17 protein-coding genes are annotated in these 18,069 nt (G+C 67.6%); 6 read left to right on the top strand and 11 right to left on the bottom strand.

Annotation, left to right across the window (positions count from 1 at the left end; genetic code table 11):
* Positions 1 to 13: 13 nt before the first annotated feature.
* The 3 genes from NJ1_RS29410 to NJ1_RS29420 form a co-directional block, all read right to left on the bottom strand.
* Positions 14 to 1,225, bottom strand: coding sequence for a fatty acid desaturase family protein (locus NJ1_RS29410; RefSeq protein ID WP_084478972.1), 1,212 nt, complete (start codon positions 1,223 to 1,225; stop codon positions 14 to 16).
* Between the two features lie 292 nt (positions 1,226 to 1,517).
* Complete coding sequence (locus NJ1_RS29415) at positions 1,518 to 1,772, bottom strand: hypothetical protein (RefSeq protein WP_157574323.1); 255 nt, start codon at positions 1,770 to 1,772, stop codon at positions 1,518 to 1,520.
* Positions 1,773 to 1,895: 123 nt separating this feature from the next.
* The gene (locus NJ1_RS29420; protein ID WP_084478973.1) at positions 1,896 to 2,885 is read right to left on the bottom strand and encodes an oxidoreductase; all 990 of its coding nucleotides are present in this window, start codon (positions 2,883 to 2,885) and stop codon (positions 1,896 to 1,898) included.
* A 119-nt stretch (positions 2,886 to 3,004) separates the two neighbouring features.
* Here NJ1_RS29420 and NJ1_RS29425 point away from each other — a divergent pair, with 119 nt between their 5' ends.
* Both NJ1_RS29425 and NJ1_RS29430 read left to right on the top strand, forming a co-directional pair.
* Entirely contained in the window at positions 3,005 to 3,499 is a 495-nt protein-coding gene (locus tag NJ1_RS29425; protein ID WP_067700409.1) for a phage holin family protein, read from the top strand.
* A 233-nt stretch (positions 3,500 to 3,732) separates the two neighbouring features.
* Positions 3,733 to 4,992: a KasA/KasB family beta-ketoacyl-ACP synthase gene (locus NJ1_RS29430; RefSeq protein ID WP_067700412.1), complete on the top strand. Its 1,260-nt coding sequence runs from the start codon at positions 3,733 to 3,735 to the stop codon at positions 4,990 to 4,992.
* Positions 4,993 to 5,162: 170 nt separating this feature from the next.
* On the opposite strand, the gene NJ1_RS29435 is transcribed toward NJ1_RS29430, so the two are convergent.
* Entirely contained in the window at positions 5,163 to 6,092 is a 930-nt protein-coding gene (locus tag NJ1_RS29435; RefSeq protein ID WP_067700415.1) for an SDR family NAD(P)-dependent oxidoreductase, read from the bottom strand.
* 95 nt (positions 6,093 to 6,187) lie between these two features.
* Here NJ1_RS29435 and NJ1_RS29440 point away from each other — a divergent pair, with 95 nt between their 5' ends.
* Positions 6,188 to 7,186 carry an SDR family NAD(P)-dependent oxidoreductase gene (locus tag NJ1_RS29440; protein ID WP_067700418.1) on the top strand — a complete coding sequence of 333 codons (999 nt, stop codon included), beginning with the start codon at positions 6,188 to 6,190 and terminating at the stop codon, positions 7,184 to 7,186.
* Positions 7,187 to 7,318: 132 nt separating this feature from the next.
* On the opposite strand, the gene NJ1_RS29445 is transcribed toward NJ1_RS29440, so the two are convergent.
* Both NJ1_RS29445 and NJ1_RS29450 read right to left on the bottom strand, forming a co-directional pair.
* A complete protein-coding gene (locus NJ1_RS29445) occupies positions 7,319 to 8,656 on the bottom strand; it encodes an ABC1 kinase family protein (RefSeq protein ID WP_067700570.1) in 1,338 nt (445 codons plus the stop codon).
* A 216-nt stretch (positions 8,657 to 8,872) separates the two neighbouring features.
* Positions 8,873 to 9,649 carry a GntR family transcriptional regulator gene (locus NJ1_RS29450; RefSeq protein WP_067700421.1) on the bottom strand — a complete coding sequence of 259 codons (777 nt, stop codon included), beginning with the start codon at positions 9,647 to 9,649 and terminating at the stop codon, positions 8,873 to 8,875.
* Between the two features lie 135 nt (positions 9,650 to 9,784).
* Between NJ1_RS29450 and NJ1_RS29455 the strand changes: the two genes are divergently transcribed.
* The gene (locus NJ1_RS29455; RefSeq protein ID WP_084478974.1) at positions 9,785 to 11,305 is read left to right on the top strand and encodes an ABC1 kinase family protein; all 1,521 of its coding nucleotides are present in this window, start codon (positions 9,785 to 9,787) and stop codon (positions 11,303 to 11,305) included.
* A 93-nt stretch (positions 11,306 to 11,398) separates the two neighbouring features.
* Here NJ1_RS29455 and thpD read toward each other — a convergent pair whose 3' ends face one another.
* The 5 genes from thpD to NJ1_RS29480 form a co-directional block, all read right to left on the bottom strand.
* Entirely contained in the window at positions 11,399 to 12,283 is an 885-nt protein-coding gene (thpD, locus tag NJ1_RS29460; protein WP_067700573.1) for an ectoine hydroxylase, read from the bottom strand.
* Positions 12,284 to 12,306: 23 nt separating this feature from the next.
* Positions 12,307 to 12,720, bottom strand: a complete 414-nt coding sequence (locus NJ1_RS29465; RefSeq protein ID WP_067700575.1) for an ectoine synthase — start codon at positions 12,718 to 12,720, stop codon at positions 12,307 to 12,309.
* Positions 12,721 to 12,722: 2 nt separating this feature from the next.
* Positions 12,723 to 13,997 carry a diaminobutyrate--2-oxoglutarate transaminase gene (gene ectB / locus NJ1_RS29470; RefSeq protein WP_067700578.1) on the bottom strand — a complete coding sequence of 425 codons (1,275 nt, stop codon included), beginning with the start codon at positions 13,995 to 13,997 and terminating at the stop codon, positions 12,723 to 12,725.
* Complete coding sequence (gene ectA, locus NJ1_RS29475) at positions 13,994 to 14,557, bottom strand: diaminobutyrate acetyltransferase (RefSeq protein WP_084478975.1); 564 nt, start codon at positions 14,555 to 14,557, stop codon at positions 13,994 to 13,996. Before ectA ends, ectB begins: the two co-directional genes overlap by 4 nt.
* 107 nt (positions 14,558 to 14,664) lie before the next feature.
* Positions 14,665 to 15,390 carry a response regulator transcription factor gene (locus NJ1_RS29480; RefSeq protein ID WP_067700428.1) on the bottom strand — a complete coding sequence of 242 codons (726 nt, stop codon included), beginning with the start codon at positions 15,388 to 15,390 and terminating at the stop codon, positions 14,665 to 14,667.
* 343 nt (positions 15,391 to 15,733) lie between these two features.
* Between NJ1_RS29480 and NJ1_RS29485 the strand changes: the two genes are divergently transcribed.
* Together NJ1_RS29485 and NJ1_RS29490 are read left to right on the top strand one after the other, a co-directional pair.
* Positions 15,734 to 16,516 carry an RNA polymerase sigma factor SigF gene (locus NJ1_RS29485; RefSeq protein ID WP_067700431.1) on the top strand — a complete coding sequence of 261 codons (783 nt, stop codon included), beginning with the start codon at positions 15,734 to 15,736 and terminating at the stop codon, positions 16,514 to 16,516.
* A 118-nt stretch (positions 16,517 to 16,634) separates the two neighbouring features.
* Positions 16,635 to 17,789, top strand: a complete 1,155-nt coding sequence (locus tag NJ1_RS29490) for a TDT family transporter (protein WP_067700435.1) — start codon at positions 16,635 to 16,637, stop codon at positions 17,787 to 17,789.
* Positions 17,790 to 18,069 lie beyond the last annotated feature (280 nt).

Here is an 18,069-nt window from a genome sequence, read left to right on the forward strand (position 1 = left end):
CGCCTCGTGCGATCTAGCCCGTGCGGCGCACGAGAACGACGGGCGTCTCGGTGGAGGTCGTCCAACTGGGCGGCAGCGCCAGTTTGCAGAGTTTGCCCCAGACGCTGCCGACCTGCTTCAGGAATCCGCCTGTGTTGTAGGGCAATCCGTGCTCACGGCAGAGTTGCTCGACCTCCGGAGCCATCTCCGGATATCGATGCGCGGGCAGATCCGGGAACAGGTGGTGTTCGATCTGATGCGAGAGGTTGCCGGTCATGATGTGGAACAGCGGGCTGCCGGTGATGTTGGCCGAGCCGAGCATCTGGCGCACGTACCATTCGCCGCGCGTCTCCTGCGCGGTGTCCTCTCGCGTGAAAGTCTGCACACCGCTGGGGAAATGGCCGCAGTAGATGACCAGAAACGCCCAGATGTTCCGGACCGTGCCCGCGGTGATGTTGCCCGCCAGCGTGGACAGGAACAGCGGTCCCGTCAGTGCCGGGAAGAGCACGTAGTCCTTGATCGACTGACGACTCGCCTTGCGCCACATACCGAGGAGCAGTCGCGGGATATCGGACAGCGTCTGTTCACCCTCACCCCGGAGAATCCGCTCCCATTCCAGATCGTGCGCCATGATGGTCCACTCGAAACCGAACATCAGGGCGAAGGCGTACAGCGGATTTCCCAGATTGAACGGGCTCCACGGCTGCGCCTCGTCGACCCGCAGCACCTCGTAGCCGATATCACGGTCCTCGCCGAGGATATTGGTGAAGACGTGGTGCCGGAAGTTGTGCGAGTGGATCCACTGATCGGCGGGACAGACGTTGTCCCACTCGAAGGTTCGCGAGTTCAGGCCGGGTTCACGCATCCAGTCGTACTGGCCGTGCATGACATTGTGGCCGATCTCCATATTGTCCAGAATCTTGGACAGGCTCAGCGCGGTCACGCCCGCCAGCCAGAACGGCGGCAGGAAGCCCAGGTACATCAGCGCGCGTCCGGATACCTCGAATCCCCTCTGCGCCTTGAGGATTCGATAGATGTACTCACGGTCCTCACTCCCGAGCCGGGCCAGGACGCGGGCGCGCAGGGCATCGAGCTGCAGCCCCAGCGCCTCGATCTGCTCGGCGGTCAGGGTCACGGGCCCGGGGGTCACGGGTTCAGGGGTCACGGGTTCAGGGGGCACGGGCGCGGCGGCCTGCGCGGGGTGGGTGGCTTGGCTCGGCGGCGCGTGCGGCGAATCGACGGTCATGATCGTCCTTCGGATTCGTATCGGTCGACCGGGATCCTCGTCGATCACACCGGTCCGCTTGGAGTCGTCAGTGCCCCAAGGAAAGTGCACTCTTTGAGTGAACACTTGTACACCCGACAGTGTCACTAGAACACGTTCGCCGTCAACCCCCGAGCACGTGCCGCGGTGACGGCATCGGACGGCACGGGACGGCGAAGACCGAAGGCCGGTGACAGGCGGCGGGACGATCGCCGCGAAATCGGCCGTAGTGCCGGACCCGGCCCGGACTCCCCCGAGAGTCCGGGTCCCGGGATCAGTTGGGCGTGCAGACGATGGTGGCGAACTTGGCGGTACCCCGCCATTCGGTCTGCGCGACGCCCGCGGCCTGGCGCTTGCCCTTCTTCGCCTCGACCGTCACCGCGGGCAGCTGTTCGCCCGCCCAGGTCTGCGCGGTGCAGGTGTAGGTGGGCAGGCCCGCCTGCGCGGGGGCGACGACCCCCGCCACACCGAAGACCGGCGCGAGGGCGAATACGGCGACGGGCACGATAATCGACAACCTACGGCTCACAATTTCTCCTCATGCGAAATCGGGGCGACCAGCGAATCAGTGGCCAGATTCTCGCACGTGCGGGGACCGCGCGCCCGGCACACCGGCGAACCACCCGCGCCGGGCACGGCAGTCCGCGGCTCGTCAATCCGGCGTACCGGCGCCCCAGTCGTACTCGATTCCGGTGAGTTTCTCACTCATGCGCCACAGCGCGCGAGCCTGAATCCGGCTGTAGGCCAAAGGATTACGGAGGGTCCGGCGCGGATACCCGAAGGACTCGAACGCGGGGCCGAGGTAGGCGTTGCCCGGCAGGGACGGCATGGTCGCGGCGTAGAGCTGCGGAAGAGCACCCATGCGGTCGGGCTGAGCCATCGAGACCAGCAGTCGCTGCTGCAGTGCGGCGAGCCTGGCACCCGCGCCCTTCTCGCCGCCGGCGTCGTAGAGATGGGTGGCGGAGAGTCCGGGGTGCGCGGCCACCGCGGTGAGGGTGGACCCGGCCGCCCGGGCGCGACGATCCAGTTCCGCGGTGAACAGCAGATTGGCCAGCTTGGACTGGCTGTAGGCGAGCCAGCGCACGTACAGCACGCGCCAGTTCGGGTCGGCCCAGTTGATCATTCCGCCCCACGCCGCGATGGAGGACACCGTCACCACCCGGGGCGCGGGGGCGCGCAGCAACGCGGGCAGCAACAGTCCGGTGAAGGCGTAATGGCCCAGATGATTCGTGCCGAACTGGGCGTCGAAACCCTGACTGGTGCGAATGTGCTTGGGCAGCGCCATGACTCCGGCGTTGTTCACCAGGATGTCGATCGGGCTCTCGCGCACGTCCAGATGATCGGCGGCGCGGCGGACCGAGGTCAGATCGGCCAGATCCAGCGGCACCACTTCGGGTTTGGGGCCGGTGGCGGCCTCGGTCACCTGCTCCAGTGCCGCCGCCGCCTTGACCTCGTTGCGGCAGGCCATCAGCACCTGCGCACCCCGGGCGGCCAGGGCTTCGGCGGTGCGCAGACCCAGTCCGCTGTTCGCACCGGTGACCACGGCGGTCTTACCGGTCAGGTCGGGAATGTCCGCCGCCGTCCAGCGGCGCGGGAGGAAAGGAATGGATGCCACGGCCCGATCGGACTGCACCTCGGCCATACCGGTCACGCTCCTCTGTGTAGATTTACCGTCTGAGACAATCTACCCCGCAGTGCTACGATGCGACAGTTCGCGCGGCGTACGGACATGCGCGACGACGTCGACAGAGGGGGCCACACATGGCGAGCTACCGATCCAGCTATGGCACAGCAGCCGAGGAACCGGGCTCCCCCGATAACCTCGGCGGCGTCGAGGAGGCAGCCCGGCTCCTGCTCTCCGAGCTGATCACCTACCTGGCCCCGAGGGTGCGGCGCGCCCGGAAATTCCTGATCACCGAGCTGATTCGGGTGTCGATCGCCGTAGCGGCGCTGGCGTTCGCGCTCGTCGCGGGTGTCTACGGCACGATCTACTTCTTCGCCTTCCTCACCGAGTTGTTCACCCGGTGGATGCCGCACTGGGCGGCGCTCGGCGCCGTCGCCGCGATCATGCTGGTGCCCGCCGCCGGCGCCGCGGTGCTCGGTCTCTGGCAGATCTATCGGATGCGCACCGTGCGCGCCGCCACCGGCGCGGCCGCCCAGGCGAGCGCGGTGGTTCGAGACTTCGCCCGTCAGGATCCGCACGCCGCCAAGGGTTTCCGAGCCGAGCGCCACCGCCGGGAGCCCGTCCGGGGATAGCAGGAACCGCACTCTCCCGCCGTTCTGTCTGGGACGATCATGGGCGGGTGCGGACCCGCAGCTGTCGACGCGCTGGGCCGCGACGTTCGTGCGCCCGGTCGCGGCATTCGGCCCCAGCGGGCCGGTCAGGAAGTATCCGGAGTTCGCCGCACCCGACGCCGGTATTGCGATTAGCCTCCTCGGAACCGCGATTTCGTTGCAGTACTTGCCGATTGGTTGCGAAGGATCCAGCAGTGCAGACGCTCGAGAATTTCTCCACCCGTAACGGCGGCTTCCGGAACGTAGTGGTCACGGCGGTGGAGATGACCACCTCGATCGCTCCGGACACCGAGGGGACCTGGCAGGGACTGCTCGCGGGAGCCAGCGGAATCCGGACGCTGACCGACCCGGATATCGTGCGGCTCGGCCTGCCGGTCACCATCGGCGGCAAACTGGTGCGGGATCCGACCGAGGATCTGGATCGAGTGCGCAAGCGGCGAATGTCCTATGTGCAGCAGATGGCCTTCGCCATGGGAAAGCGGCTGTGGGACAACGCCGGACGGCCCGAGGTGGATCAGGATCGGCTCGGTGTGTGCATCGGCACCGGGCTCGGCGGTGCGGACGCCATCGTCGAGGCCAACGACGCGCTGCGCGAGCACGGCTATCGCAAGGTGTCCCCCTTCGCGGTCCCGATGAGCATGCCCAACGGCGTGTCCGGTGTGGTGGGCCTCGAGATCGGCGCCCGCGCGAGCATCGTCACGCCGGTCTCCGCGTGTGCCTCCGGATGCGAGGCGCTGGTGCACGCCTGGCGCGCGATCATCCTGGGCGAGGCCGACATGATCGTGGCCGGCGGCGTCGAGGGTTACATCAATCCCGTTGCCATTGCCGGGTTCTCGATGGCGCGGGCGCTGAGCACCCGCTCGGACGCGCCCGAGCGGGCGTCGCGGCCGTTCGACCGGGATCGTGACGGCTTCGTCTTCGGTGAGTCCGCCGCACTGCTGCTGATCGAGTCCGAGGAGCACGCCCGGGCCCGGGGCGCGAAACCGCTGGCCCGACTATTGGGCGCGGGACTGACCGCCGACGGCTACCACTTGGTCGCCCCGGATCCGGACGGCACCGGCTGCGCGCGGGCCATGCGGCGCGCGCTCGAGACCGCCGGGGTCACGCCGACCGAGGTGGATCACGTCAACGCGCACGCGACCGGCACCACCATGGGAGATCTGGCCGAGGCCAAGGGCATTGCCGCGGCGGTCGGCACACACCCGTCGGTGTACGCGCCCAAATCAGCGCTCGGGCATTCGGTGGGGGCGGTCGGCGCGCTCGAGGCCGTGCTGTCGGTGCTGACCCTGCGCGATCAGGTCGTCCCGGCGACGCTGAACCTCGAGCATCCGGACCCCGCGATCGAGTTGGACGTGGTGCACACCGAGCCGCGGCGCACCGAAGTCCGCTTCGCACTGAACAATTCGTTCGGCTTCGGCGGGCACAATGCCGCGGTGCTGTTCGGGAGATACTGAGCTGTTCGGGAGACCGGGCCGGTCGCTGTTCGCGCCACCCCGACGCGCTGTGTCGTGCGGGACGGCACCGACCCACGCCCTGTCCCCCTCCGCACGGTCCTGACCGCGCGGTAGCCCCGCACGACACTGTCCGGACCCACCGGTCCGCGGCGCGGTGCGAGACCCGTCCCTCACCTTTCGAACCGCGTCATCCGCTCGGCCAGGTACTCGTCGATCCGTCGCAGGGCGGCGGGACGGGTCAGGCGGGCACGCAGCCCGGTCAGCCTGTCCGCCTGCAGGACTCGTGCGGCCAGGCGGGCACCGCCGGGCGAGATCCGGGTGGCGAGAAACAGTGCCCGCGCCTCGACCGGCGTGGGCACCACCGCCGGATTGCGCCCCGCCACCCGGACGATGGTGCGCGCGATGATCTCGGGGCTGTGCGCGACACGGCTGTGCGCGACACGGCGCCGGCCCGGCGCGGACACGCTCGGGGTCCGGGCAGCCGCGTCCGCGTCGTCACCGTCGGCGTCACGTTCCTCGTAGATGCCCGTGTGCACCAGGGACGGACAGACCGCCGTGACCCCCACCCCGGTGCCCGCGAACTCCAATCTCATTCCCTCCGTGAGCATCTGGGCCGCCGCCTCGGTGGTGCAGTACAGCGTGCTGAGCGGTATCGGCGCGAAGGCCGCCACGGAGGTCACATTGATGATCCGCCCGCCCCGGCCGGACTCCACCATCTGCTGCCCGAAATACCTCGACCCGTACACCAGACCCCACACGTTGACGCCCATGAGCCGTTCCCAGTCCTCGAGCGTGTGGTCGAGAAACGCTCCGGACGTGGTGTATCCGGCGTTGTTGACCAGCACCCGGGGCGTGCCGAACTCCGCGGCCACGTCCTCGGCGAAGGTCTCCATGGCCGCCGGATCCGCGACGTCCACCGCGTACGGCGTGGCCGTGCCGCCGAACGCCTCGATGGTCTCCGCGGTCCGCACCGCACGTCGTTTGTCCAGATCCGCAGCGATGACGACGGCTCGTTCGCGCGCGAAGCGCTCGGCCACCGCCCGGCCGATGCCGCCTCCGGCACCGGTGACGACGACAACCTCGTTCTCGAAGCCGGTCATGAGGTCCCCTGTTCCACGGCCGCGACACCAGATCCTGCCCGGTACTGTCCCAGACACAGTACACTCCGAACTCCAGCCGGAGGAGCAGACGACAGATGCCGAAACCATCTCGACCGCAACGATTTCGACCGCGGATCGCCGTGGTCACCGGAGCCGGCAGTGGCATCGGCCGCGGCTCGGCCAAGGCGCTCGCGGCGCGCGGAGCGGAGGTGATCGTCGCCGACATCAACTTCGCGACCGCGAAAGACACTGTCGCACAGATTCGTTCGGCAGGCGGTTCGGCGACGCCCTATGCGGTTGATGTGGCCGATCCGCTGTCGATGGAGGCGTTCGCCCACTACGTGCGCACCTGCCACGGGGTGCCCGATGTGGTGGTCAACAATGCCGGAATCGTGGTCGGCGGACCGTTCTTCGACATCCGACCGGCCGACCTGCACCGAATCATCGATGTGAACCTGACGGCGGTCGTGCACGGCTCCCAGCTCTTCGCCGCCCAGATGGCCGAGCGCGGACAGGGCGGGCAACTGGTCAACGTCTCCTCCATCGCGGCGTTCAACGCGATCCGGCTCGGCACCCCCTACAGCGTCACTTCCGCGGCGGTGAAGCATTTCAGCCAGACGTTGCGGGTCGAACTCGCGCCGCGGGGCATCGGCGTCACGGTGATCTGCCCCGGGCTGATCGCGACGAATCTGGCCGCCACCGCCGTGCTCGCCACGCTGAGCCCCGAGCAGGTCGCCATCACCCGGCAGATCGTCGTGAAAGCCATGACGCTGCTCGGCATGCATCCGGATCGAGCGGGCCACAAGATCGTCGAGGCCGCCGCCGCGAACCGGGCGATGTTGGCGCTGCGCACCGAATCGTGGCTGGCCCACCTCCTGACTCGCGCGTTCCCGGGTCTCACCCGGGCCCTGATGCGCGTCGTCAGCGGCCCGGAGGTGGAGCGAGCGGTCCGGTTCGTCATCGACCATCCCACCGTGCTCGGCGTGGCCCGGGAGGCGGCCGAACTCATGCCACAAAGGCCCGGTCTGCAAACCTATTGGGAACCACCGGAATACGATGATCCGCCAGTACCACCCACACCGATGAGGAGATGAGCACGATGGGCGAACGCCCAACCGACGCCGAACCACCCACCCCCCGGAACCTGCTGATCCTGGCATTCCTCGCACTCACGATCGTCGGCGCACTGGTCACCGCCGCCATGGTGGTCGGCGGCTGACCCGAACTCAGGCGGCTTCGCCCGCCTCCGAATAACCGGGCAACCAGCGTTCCACCAGAGCCAGGAACGGCCCGTGCGCATCGAGCTGCGCACACACGCCGATGACGCCTGCCAGCACGCGCCCCAGCATGACCAGATCGGGGAGCTCCGGGGGTGTCCGCACGGCCATGGTGTTGTGCACGGACATGTTCTTCACATCCGTTGCGCGCAGCACGTGCTCCTGCAGCATCCGCCGGCTGATGTGCAGGTGCTCGCCGTCGAATTCGGCGACGATCGGCGCCACCATGTTCCGGATCGGGTCCAGGTCGAGTTCCTGCCCGGGCCGCACGAAACCGTTGTCGCGCAGGGCCGCCAGCAGGGCGTCGTAGTCCTGGCGCATGCCGAGCCGGGCCAGCTCCCCCACGATCGGCGGCAACCCGTCCGGCACGGCGATCGTCGCGCCGAAATCGATGATGCCCAGGCGACCGTCCTCGAGCAGTTGATAGTTGCCCGGATGCGGATCGCAATGCAGATAACCGACTCGCGCGGGTGAACCGAGTCCGAACTCCGCCAGCAGCATGCCGGCCCGATCACGCTGGGCCACGGTGCCTTCGGCGATGATCCGCGAGAGCGGCGTCGCCTCCATCCATTCGGTGATCAGCACCTTCGGCGAACTCGCGATCACCCTGGGCACGAAGAAGTTCGGATCATCCGCGTACGCCTTGGCGAAGCGCCGCTGATGATCGGCCTCGAGCCGGTAGTCGAGCTCGTCGGCGGTGCGATCGACGAACTCCTCGATCAGCTCCTTCACGTTCACGCCCGGCATGAACACCCCGAAGGTGCCCGAAAGCATCCGCAGCAGTTTCAGATCCGACATCAGTGCCACGTCCGCGCCCGGGTATTGGATCTTCACCGCGACCCGGCGGCCGTCCTTCCACACCGCCCGATGCACCTGGCCGATACTGGCGGCGGCGATCGGCGTGTCCTGGAAACTCGCGAACCGTTCCCGCCAGCGGGTGCCGAGCTGCTCGTCCAGCACCCGCCGGGCCTGCGCGATCGGCATCGGCGGCGCCTGATTCTGCAAGCGCGAGAGCGCGTCCCGGTAGCGGTCCGCGAAGCGTGGCGGCACCGCCGCCTCGGCGACGCTGAGCGCCTGGCCGAGTTTCATGGCCCCGCCCTTGAGTTCGCCCAGGACCCGGAACACCTCATCGGCGGCCTTGTCCACCAGCGCCTCGTCGATGGCACCGCGATCGGCGCCGGTCATGATCGCCTTGCCGGTGGCGGTCATCCGACGCGCCATGATGCCCATCGGGAGGGCGGCGATCTTCGCCGACCGGGCCAGGCCGGTACGCCTCTTGCCTGCCATGAGTGCCTCGATTCCGTATCGCCGCCGAGCGCCCTCGGCGTCCACCGGCGGCGCGGTGTGGCGCGAGGATGATGTGAACCGTGCCCCAGGGCACGATCCGAACCCTAGACCGTCTGAGACAGGTGGTCAAACCTGTTGCACCGCAGCACTTTAGACACGTCGACAACCGGCATGACAAATCCCGGGCCGAGGCCCGGGGATCGGATTCGAGAGGGATCAGGCGGTGACCGCGTGCTCCCGTTCGAGCCCGTCGGAATCGACGCCGACCAGCTCGTCGAAGCGCGCGACCACTTTCTCGTGGTAGAGCGTGAACAGATCCTCGAACAGCGATACCTGCGCATCCGTCGGCCCGGCCTCGGACTCCCACACCGCCAGCAGCGCACGCCACACCAGCACGTGCATGTCCCCCGAGGCCGCGAAGTACGCCTCGACCGCCTCGGGCACCTCGAACAGCATCTCCCCCAACGAATTCAGCACCGCGCGCTGCATGGTGAGCCCCAGATCGGTGAGCAGCGTGCGCACCAGATCGACCTCGACGCCGAGCATCCGCGCCCGATCGGGACGATCGGCGCGAGCCAGCGCCTCCAATTCGTCGACCGCCGCGTGCAGCACCGCCGGATCACCGATCCGCCCGGCCTCGGTGTAGCTCAGAAGGGCCTCGAGCACGACGGCGCGCTCGGTCGCGACGATTCCGCGGAACATCTCCGCGGCCGCCTCCGGTGCGTGCATCGACAGCCGGAAGAGCCGCCGGTACACGTCCAATCCACCGGTGCCGCGCACATCGCGCACGGCGAAACCGCGGCCTCTATGCGCGTCGACGAAGCCGTAGGACTCCAGGCGGCCCAGCACCAATTGCGCAGTGGCCCGGTTCATCTCGAATTCCTCGGCGACCTGGCGAACGGACGGCATCAGGTCACCGGGCGCGTAGTCCCCGGACGCGACACGACGAGCGAGCTCGTCGGCAACATCGGCGACAACCGTCTGGGCACCCATCCTGTCACCTTTCGACAACTATGCGACACGTCCCAGACAGTTTAGGCTCTCGTATGCCAAACTGCACGTGCGCGCCACGGTGAGCCTCATGTGGGATCAGGCACAGCGCGCGCCGCGCACACAACGAGGTGAGCTATGGCTATTCGGCGGATCGGTACCCGTTCCGGGGGAACCAGCGGCACGCCGCAGAGTGGAATTCGCGGCACGCCGCGGGCCGGAATTCGCGGCACGCCGCAGAGCGGAACCGGCGGCACGCCGCCGGTGAGAGCCGCGGTCCGCACTGCGAAAATGGCGTCCATCCCGGTCGCCTATGCCGGGCGGCAGGCCGCCGGAGCAGGTAAACGGGCGCTGGGCAGATCCGCGGCGGACGTCGATCTGGAGATCCAGATGCGCACCGCCCAGCACATCTTCGAGGTGCTCGGCGAACTCAAGGGGTGCGCGACCAAATTCGGGCAGCTGCTCTCGATCTACGAGCTCGCGCTGCCGGAGGAACTGTCCCGGCCGTACCGCACCGCACTCAATCAGCTCCAGGATTCGGCGCCGGCCATGATGCCCGCGACCGTGCGCGAGGCCATGGCCGAGGCGATGGGCGCGAGCTGGCAGTGGCACTTCCGGGAGTTCGACGATCGCCGGGCCGCGGCGGCCTCCATCGGTCAGGTGCACCGGGCGCGCTGGCGGGACGGCAGGCAGGCCGCGGTCAAGGTGATGTACCCGGGCGCGCACGCCGCCGTGCGCAACGACCTGGAACAACTGCGACGAGTCTCGGTGCTGGCCACCGTCTTCGTGCCCGGCGCCGACGTGCCCGCGGTGATCGAGGCCGTCTGCACCTGCGTCACCGAGGAACTCGACTATCAGGCCGAGGCCGCGCACCAGCGCCGCTTCGCCGAGGAATACGCCGATGATCCCGACTTCGTGGTGCCGGGGGTGATCATGCAGCGCGGGGACGTGATCGTCTCGGAGTGGCTCGACGGCACACCGGTGCCGCGGATCATGGAGTCGGGCGCTCCCGAGGAACGCAGCCGGGTGGGCATGCTGATCCTGCGGTTCATGCTCTCGTCCTGGGTGCGCACCGGACTGCTGTACTGCGATCCGCACCCCGGAAATTTTCGCGTGCTGCCGGACGGGCGGATCGGCGTCGTGGATTTCGGTGCGTGCGTGCCGTGGCCGCCCGCCGGATTCGAGGATCTGGTCACCGACGTCATGGACGCGGCCCTCAACGGCGACCTGACCGATATCGACACGGCGCTGCGGCGCCAGGGCTTCGTGGAGCCCGGTCGCGCCTACGACGTGGAACCGATCGCCGAGGGCATCGCCGTGGTCTGCGAACCGCTGGCGCAGCCGGAGTTTCATTTCACCGAGGCCTGGCTCGGCGGGCGGGTGCGTTCGGTGCTGTCACCGCACCTGACCAACGCGCACCGGCAGATGACCATGCCCGCCTACGTGACTCCGTTCGCCCGGGCGCTGTTGACCGGACTCGGGACCGTCTGCCAACTGGGTGCGCAAGGGCGGGTTCGCGACGAGTTCGCCCGCTGGTCGCCACAACTGGCCGCGGTCTTCCAACGCGCCGACGACCGGCGCGATCGGCCGACCGATCTGGCGAACGCGCGCCGCAGGCGCGATGCCCGGTCCGGCCGCAAGATCTCCGTGGTCAGTTGAGTCGAAATCGTCCAGGGCCGTTCGCATTTCACGAACACTCGGGGTCGGCGCTCGGGTTGCACCCGTGCGAGCGCCGATCCCGGGCACTCGTGATCACAGCAGCGGGGTGAAGTCCCGGCTCGCGATGTAGTCCGGACGGGCCTCGGTGCCCGAGTACGGATCGACCAGGGCGTTCTCGACGCTGTTGAACACCAGGAAGATGTTCGAGCGCGGGAACGGGGTGATGTTGCCGGCCGAACCGTGCATGATGTTCGAGTCGAAGATCAGAGCCGACCCGGCCTTCCCGGTGAACTGGGTGATGCCGTATTTTCCGGCCAGTTCGGCGATGTCCTGCTGGGTCGGCACACCGATTTCCTGCTCCCGCAACGAATCTCGGTAGTGCTCGGCGGGAGTCTCGCCCTGACACGGCACGAAGGTGCGGTGCGATCCAGGCATGATCATGAGACTGCCGTTGTAGGCGTAGTTGTCGGTCAGCGCGATCGACAGGCTCACCGCGCGCGGGGCGGGCATGCCGTCCTCGGCGTGCCAGGTCTCGAAGTCCGAGTGCCAGTAGAAGCCCGTGCCCTGGAACCCCGGCATCAGGTTGACGCGGCTCTGATGCAGGTACACATCCGAGCCGAGCACCTGCCGAGCCAGGCCCGCGACCCTGCTCTCGCGCACCAGATCCGCAATCATGCTGCTGAGGCGGTGCACCTCGAAGACCGAGCGGACCCGGTTCGAGGAGCGTTCGACGATCACGCGCTCGTCCAGCAGCAGATCAGGATCGCCTGTCATGCGGTTGATTTCGGCGACCAGATCCGACACCTCGTACGGGTCGAGCAGGTCCTCGACGATGGCGTAGCCCTCGGCGTCGAAGCTGGCCAGCGCGGGGGTGTCGATCTCACCCCACACGGTCGGGTCGCCGCGATCCTCGTGCGGAGTCCGCACCATGGTGCGGGTCCGGTACCGGTCGATTCGAGTGTTGTCGGCCAACGACATTCGATTCACTCCTGCCTTGCGCTTTATTCTGTGGAGACACCTGCGGTCACGGGAACCGAGATCACGGGATACACCCCGTTCTCGTCATGAACCTCCTGCCCGGTGACCGGCGGATTGAACACGCACATCATGCGCATCCGGGTCCGGGCGTGCAGGCGGTGCCGCTCGTTGCCGTCGAGCAGATACATCGAGCCGGGACCGAGCTCGTACACGACGCCGTTGTCGAGGTCGTTCAGCGTGCCCTCGCCCTCGACGAGCCAGACCGCCTCGATGTGATTGCGATAGTGGAATTCGTGGACGCTCTCGGCGTCGATGGTGGTCTCGTGGAAGGAGAATCCGACGCCGTCACCACCGAGCACGATGCGCTTGCTGCGCCAGCCCGGGCCCGCGACGTCGCGGTCGGTGTCGGTGATTTCCGATGTGGTGCGCACGATCATGGTCAGCACCCCCGTCCGGCGCAGACGGAGTCCATGGATCCGGACAGGATCTCCAACCCGTGGTCCAGCTCCGCGTTCGTGATCGTCAGTGGCGGAAGCAGTTTCACCACCTCGTCCTCGGGACCGGCGGTCTCGAGCAGCAGGCCGCGTTCGAACGCGGTCTTGCAGACCTTGGCCGCCAGCGAGGCGTCGTCGAAGACCAGACCCTGCACCAGACCCCTTCCGCGCGTGGACATTCCGTCGAAATTCGATGCGATCGTGGTGAGCGCGCTCTGGACGCGATCGCCCTTCTCCAGGGTCGCCGCCTCCAGCGTGAAGTCGGACCAGTAGTGCTCGAGCGCCACCCGTGCGGTGACGAAGGACGGGTTGTTGCCGCGGAAGGTGCCGTTGTGCTCACCCGGAGCCCACACGTCGAGCTCGGGCTTGAACAGCACCAGGGCCATGGGCAGGCCGTATCCGCCGATGGACTTGGACAGCGTCACGATATCGGGGGTGATGCCCGCGACCTCGAAGGAGAAGAACGGGCCGGTGCGACCGCACCCCATCTGCACGTCGTCGACGATCAGCAGGATCTCGCGCGCGGCGCACAGGTCCGAGAGCTGCCGGAGCCACTGCGCGCTCGCGAGGTTCACCCCGCCTTCGCCCTGCACGGTCTCCACGATCACCGCGGCCGGGCGGTCCAGGCCCGAGGACGTGTCGTCCAGCACCCGCTCCATCCAGCGGAACGAATCGTCATCGTCGTCCGAGAGGTACCCGTCGTAGGGCATGGAGGTGGCGTGCTGCAGCGGCACACCCGCACCGGCGCGCTTGGCGGCGTTGCCGGTGACCGACAGCGCGCCCAGGGTCATACCGTGAAAAGCGTTGGTGAAGTTCAGGATCTCGGTGCGCCCGGTCACCTTGCGGGCCAGCTTGAGCGCCGCCTCGACGGCGTTGGCTCCGGTCGGCCCGGGGAACTGCACCTTGTAGTCCAGCCCGCGCGGGGCGAACAACTTGGTGCGCAGGGTCTCGAGCAGATCGCGCTTGGCCGTGGTGGACATGTCCAGGCCGTGGGTGATGCCGTCGCTCGCGATGTAGTCCAGCAGCGCCTGCTTGAGCACCGGATTGTTGTGGCCGTAGTTGAGTGCGCCGGCTCCCGCGAAGAAGTCCAGGTACTCCCGGCCGCTCTCGTCCTGCAACCAGGAGCCCGAGGCAGTGGTGAAGACCGTGGGCCAGGACCTGCAGTAGCCGCGGACGTTCGATTCGGTTTCCGCGAATACCGTCATATCGGGCATGTTCATCGCCATTCCTCCTGAGTGGTGACTGGTGCGATGCGGTACAGATCTTCGGGCTGGTGCCCATCGGGCTGGTGCCCATCGGGAAAATGGCCTGCGGTGAACAGCGCGGTCCGGGTCATCCCGGCCCCCCTGCGTCGAGCCAGCGACGCGAACATGGCGATCGATGCCGGATTGTCCGGCGAGATCGTGGTCTCCAGTCGCGAAATGCCTTGCACCGTAGCGTTGTCCAGCAGGGCGTCGAGCATGCCCACGCCCAGGCCGCGGCCGCGGTACTGGTGGTCCACCGCGACCTGCCACACGAACAGGGTGTTCGGATCGGCGGGCCTGGTGTAACCGATGACGAAACCGGCTAGCTCACCGTCGATTTCGGCAACGATCGAGGTACCGGGGAAGTCCCGGCACCACAGCAGGTAGGCGTAGCTGGAGTTGGCGTCCAGGACCTTGGAGTCCTCGGCGATGCGCCAGATGTCCGCACCGTCCGAGAGGACGGGAGACCGGTAAACGGTTGGCTCGGCCAGGATTTGCTGCGTAATCGCGTCAAGTTTGCTGATTGAAGTCTGCATGACTCACTCAGACTGCCCAGCGAACTTTGAGGTCTACCTGTCGATCCCATTACGATCTCATGACGATCGAGTTACGAGTGCCACGAATCACATTGGCGCACATGTGATCAACGTCGCATGTCGAGGCGATATCCGAGCCCGCGCACGGTAACCACGATCCGGGGGTCGGAGGGATCGGATTCGATCTTGGTTCGGAGCCTTCGGACATGGACGTCGACGATCCGCTCGTCGCCGAAGAAGCCTTCGTCCCACGCGCGCTCGAGCAACGCCGTGCGACTGAGCACGCGGCCCGGATTCGCCGCCAGCTCGCACAGCAGCCGGAACTCGGTGATGGTCAGATGCACCGGTTCGTCGCCACGCCGCACCACCCCGCCGTCCGGCGAAAGCACCAGCGGCTCAGGATGTTCGGCGTCCAGAATGATCTCCGCGGGCGGCTCGGCCACCGGATCCTCCGGCAGCGCGCCCAGCCTCGGCCGGCGGCGCAGCGCCCGCATGCGCGCGCTGATCTCCTTCATGGCGAACGGCCTGGTGACGAAATCGTCCGCACCCGATTCCAGGGCGGCAACCACATCATGGGTGTCGGCGCTGTCGCTGACCACGAGGATCGGCACCTCGTGATCGCGGCGGACCTCGCGGATACAGGTGAACGCGTCCATCTCACCGAGCATCAGATCGACGATCATGACATCCGGAGCTCCGTGGATTCGCAGGTGCTCGAGCGCCACCTCGGCATCGGCCGCCTCGGAGACCTCGTAACCTTCTTCTTCCATCGCGGCCCGCAACTCGCTGCGGACCACGTCGTCATCCTCGACGATCATCAGGCTCGCACTCATCACAACCCATACCCTCACCACACACGGACGCCAAGTCAGGCCGTCCGGCAGCGATCGCTATCGCCACCGTTACCGTGTTCGACAGTTTGGAATACCCGCAGGTCGGTTTGCCAAACGTTCCGCCGGTGAGGGGGCGGTTCCGAGACCCGCGGGCGATATCGAGGTTCGGACCGGGTCACAGGTTTGGATCGAGCCACAGTGGGTAAACAACTCGAAGGTTGAAACTACAGCCCAGCCGGTCCGACGCCTAGCTATGACGATCCGGGCAGTAGGACAACCGATTTCGCCCGTGCCGCGGTACACCACGCGGAAATCCGGGCATCCCTCTTCGGGAGGTTCGCACATGTCGGCAAAATCCTTGTCCGACAACGGCTACGAGAACATCGAACCGCTGTTGCACGAACTCGCCATTGCCGTGGAATCCGATGATCCACAACGAGAAGCGTTGCGCGAGAGGATTATCGAGCGTTGCCTGCCACTGGCCGACCACATCGCCCGCAAGTTCTCCGGACGCGGTGAATCGTTCGACGATCTCCAGCAGGTGGCCAGGGTCGGATTGGTGCAGGCCGTCGACCGCTTCGACGTGTCGCACGGCGCGCCCTTCCTGGCCTTCGCCGTGCCGACCGTCATGGGCGAGGTGCGCCGGCATTTCCGCGACTTCACCTGGGCGGTCCGGGTGCCTCGCCGGGTCAAGGAGACCCAGCTGCGACTCGGTGGCACCATCGAAACCCTCGCGCAGCGACTCGGCCGCATGCCCCGCGCCAGCGAGATCGCCGCGGAACTGGAAGTGGACCTGGTCGAGATCACCCAGGCGCTGATCGCCGCCAACGCCTATCAGTCGTCCTCGCTGGACGCGGTGCTGGACGACGGGGAGAACACCCCGATCCCGCTGCTCTCGGCGCTCGGCCGCACCGAACCCAGTTATGAGCTGCTGGAACAGAGCCTGGCCGTGGGTCCGCACCTGGCCGATCTACCGGAACGCGAACGCCGGGTGCTCACCATGCGCTTCTTCGAATCCCGGACGCAGAAGCAGATCGCCGAGGATCTCGGCATCTCCCAGATGCACGTCTCGCGCATTCTGACCAAGACCCTGACCAAGCTGCGCGAGGCGGCTCTGGCGGACTGAGCGCCTGGGCCGATGGCGGATCGCGAGGTCACGGCTCGGTCCGGTCATAGAACCGTTCTATGCACCCATCGACTCACCGCCGCTACCCGGCCGCGGTGAGGTGGCCGAGGCTGGACCTATGACCACAGCGACCTTCCGCCCCGCCGCCGAGAGCACCCTGTCGCGCACCGTGGCCGGAACGTCCGCGACCTCCCGTGCCCTCGCCTCGGGCTCCGAGCCGCTGCGCCATCTGGCCCCCAACTGGTTCGCGGTGGTCATGGGCACCGGCATCATCGCCAACGCGGCCGCCACTCTGCCCACCCAGTTCCCCGGACTGCGCGGCGCCGCCACCGTCGTCTGGGCGCTGGCCGCGCTGCTGCTGATCGCGCTGGCCGCGGTATGGATCGCGCACTGGCGGCGCTACCCGGATGCCGCCCACGCGCACGGCTCGAATCCCACCATGATGCTCTTCTACGGCGCTCCCCCGATGGCGCTGCTCACCGTCGGCGCGGGCACCCTGCTGCTGGGCCGGGACCTCATCGGACTGCGCGCCGCGCTGACCGTGGACTGGGTGCTGTGGTCTGCGGGCACTGCGCTCGGACTGCTGACCGCGGCGGGAATCCCCTATCGGATGATCACCCGGCATCGCTTCGACGCCGATTCCGCGTTCGGCGGCTGGCTCATGCCCGTCGTGCCGCCCATGGTCTCGGCCGCCACCGGCGCGCTGCTGATTCCGCACACCCCCGCCGGACAGGCCCGGATGACCCTGATGTTCGCCTGCCTGGCCATGTTCGGGCTCAGCCTGATCGCCGCGTTCATCACCATCACCTTGATCTGGTCGCGACTGCTGCACCACGGGCTGCCCGCGGCCGGCATGGTGGCCACCGTCTGGTTGGTCCTCGGTCCGCTCGGGCAGTCCGTGACCGCGGCCGGGCAGCTGGCCCAGGTGGCGCCCACCGCGCTGCCCGGACGCGATGCCGCCGGGCTGGATGTGTTCGCCCTGATCTTCGGCGTCCCCACCTGGGGCTTCGCCATGCTGTGGCTGGCGCTGGCGATCGCGGTGACCGCACACGCCCGCACCGAGATGCGCTTCAACATGACCTGGTGGGGATTCACCTTCCCGCTCGGCACCTGCGTCACCGCGAGCACCGTGCTGTACGCGCACACCGGGGCCGTGCTGTTCGCGGTCACCGCCGTCGCGCTGTTCGCGCTGCTGGTCGTGGCGTGGATGCTGGTCGCGGGACGGACCGTCCACGGAATCCTGGGCGGCGAGCTGCTGTCCCCTGCGGCCTGAGATTCGCCTGTACCCGAAGCTGCGGCTGGAGCGTGCCGATGAGGGGGTGGCACGCTCCAGCTTTCGAGCACGTCACCGAGGTGACGCTCGCGCCGAGGTGGTCGCTCGACGCAAGTTCATGAGTGGATATTCACGGCGATTATCTACTATCTACGTCCGTAGATAGTAGATGCGCATCCTGGCCCGCGCAAGATCGTCGGCGTGGCGTCTCGCGCGCCCCGACTCGAGCTGCGAAAAGATCACGATCAACAGGTAATCTACTAGGCTGAGCAGTAACAAG

It is taken from the genome of Nocardia jejuensis NBRC 103114, from assembly GCF_001613145.1.
GTDB lineage: Bacteria > Actinomycetota > Actinomycetes > Mycobacteriales > Mycobacteriaceae > Nocardia > Nocardia jejuensis.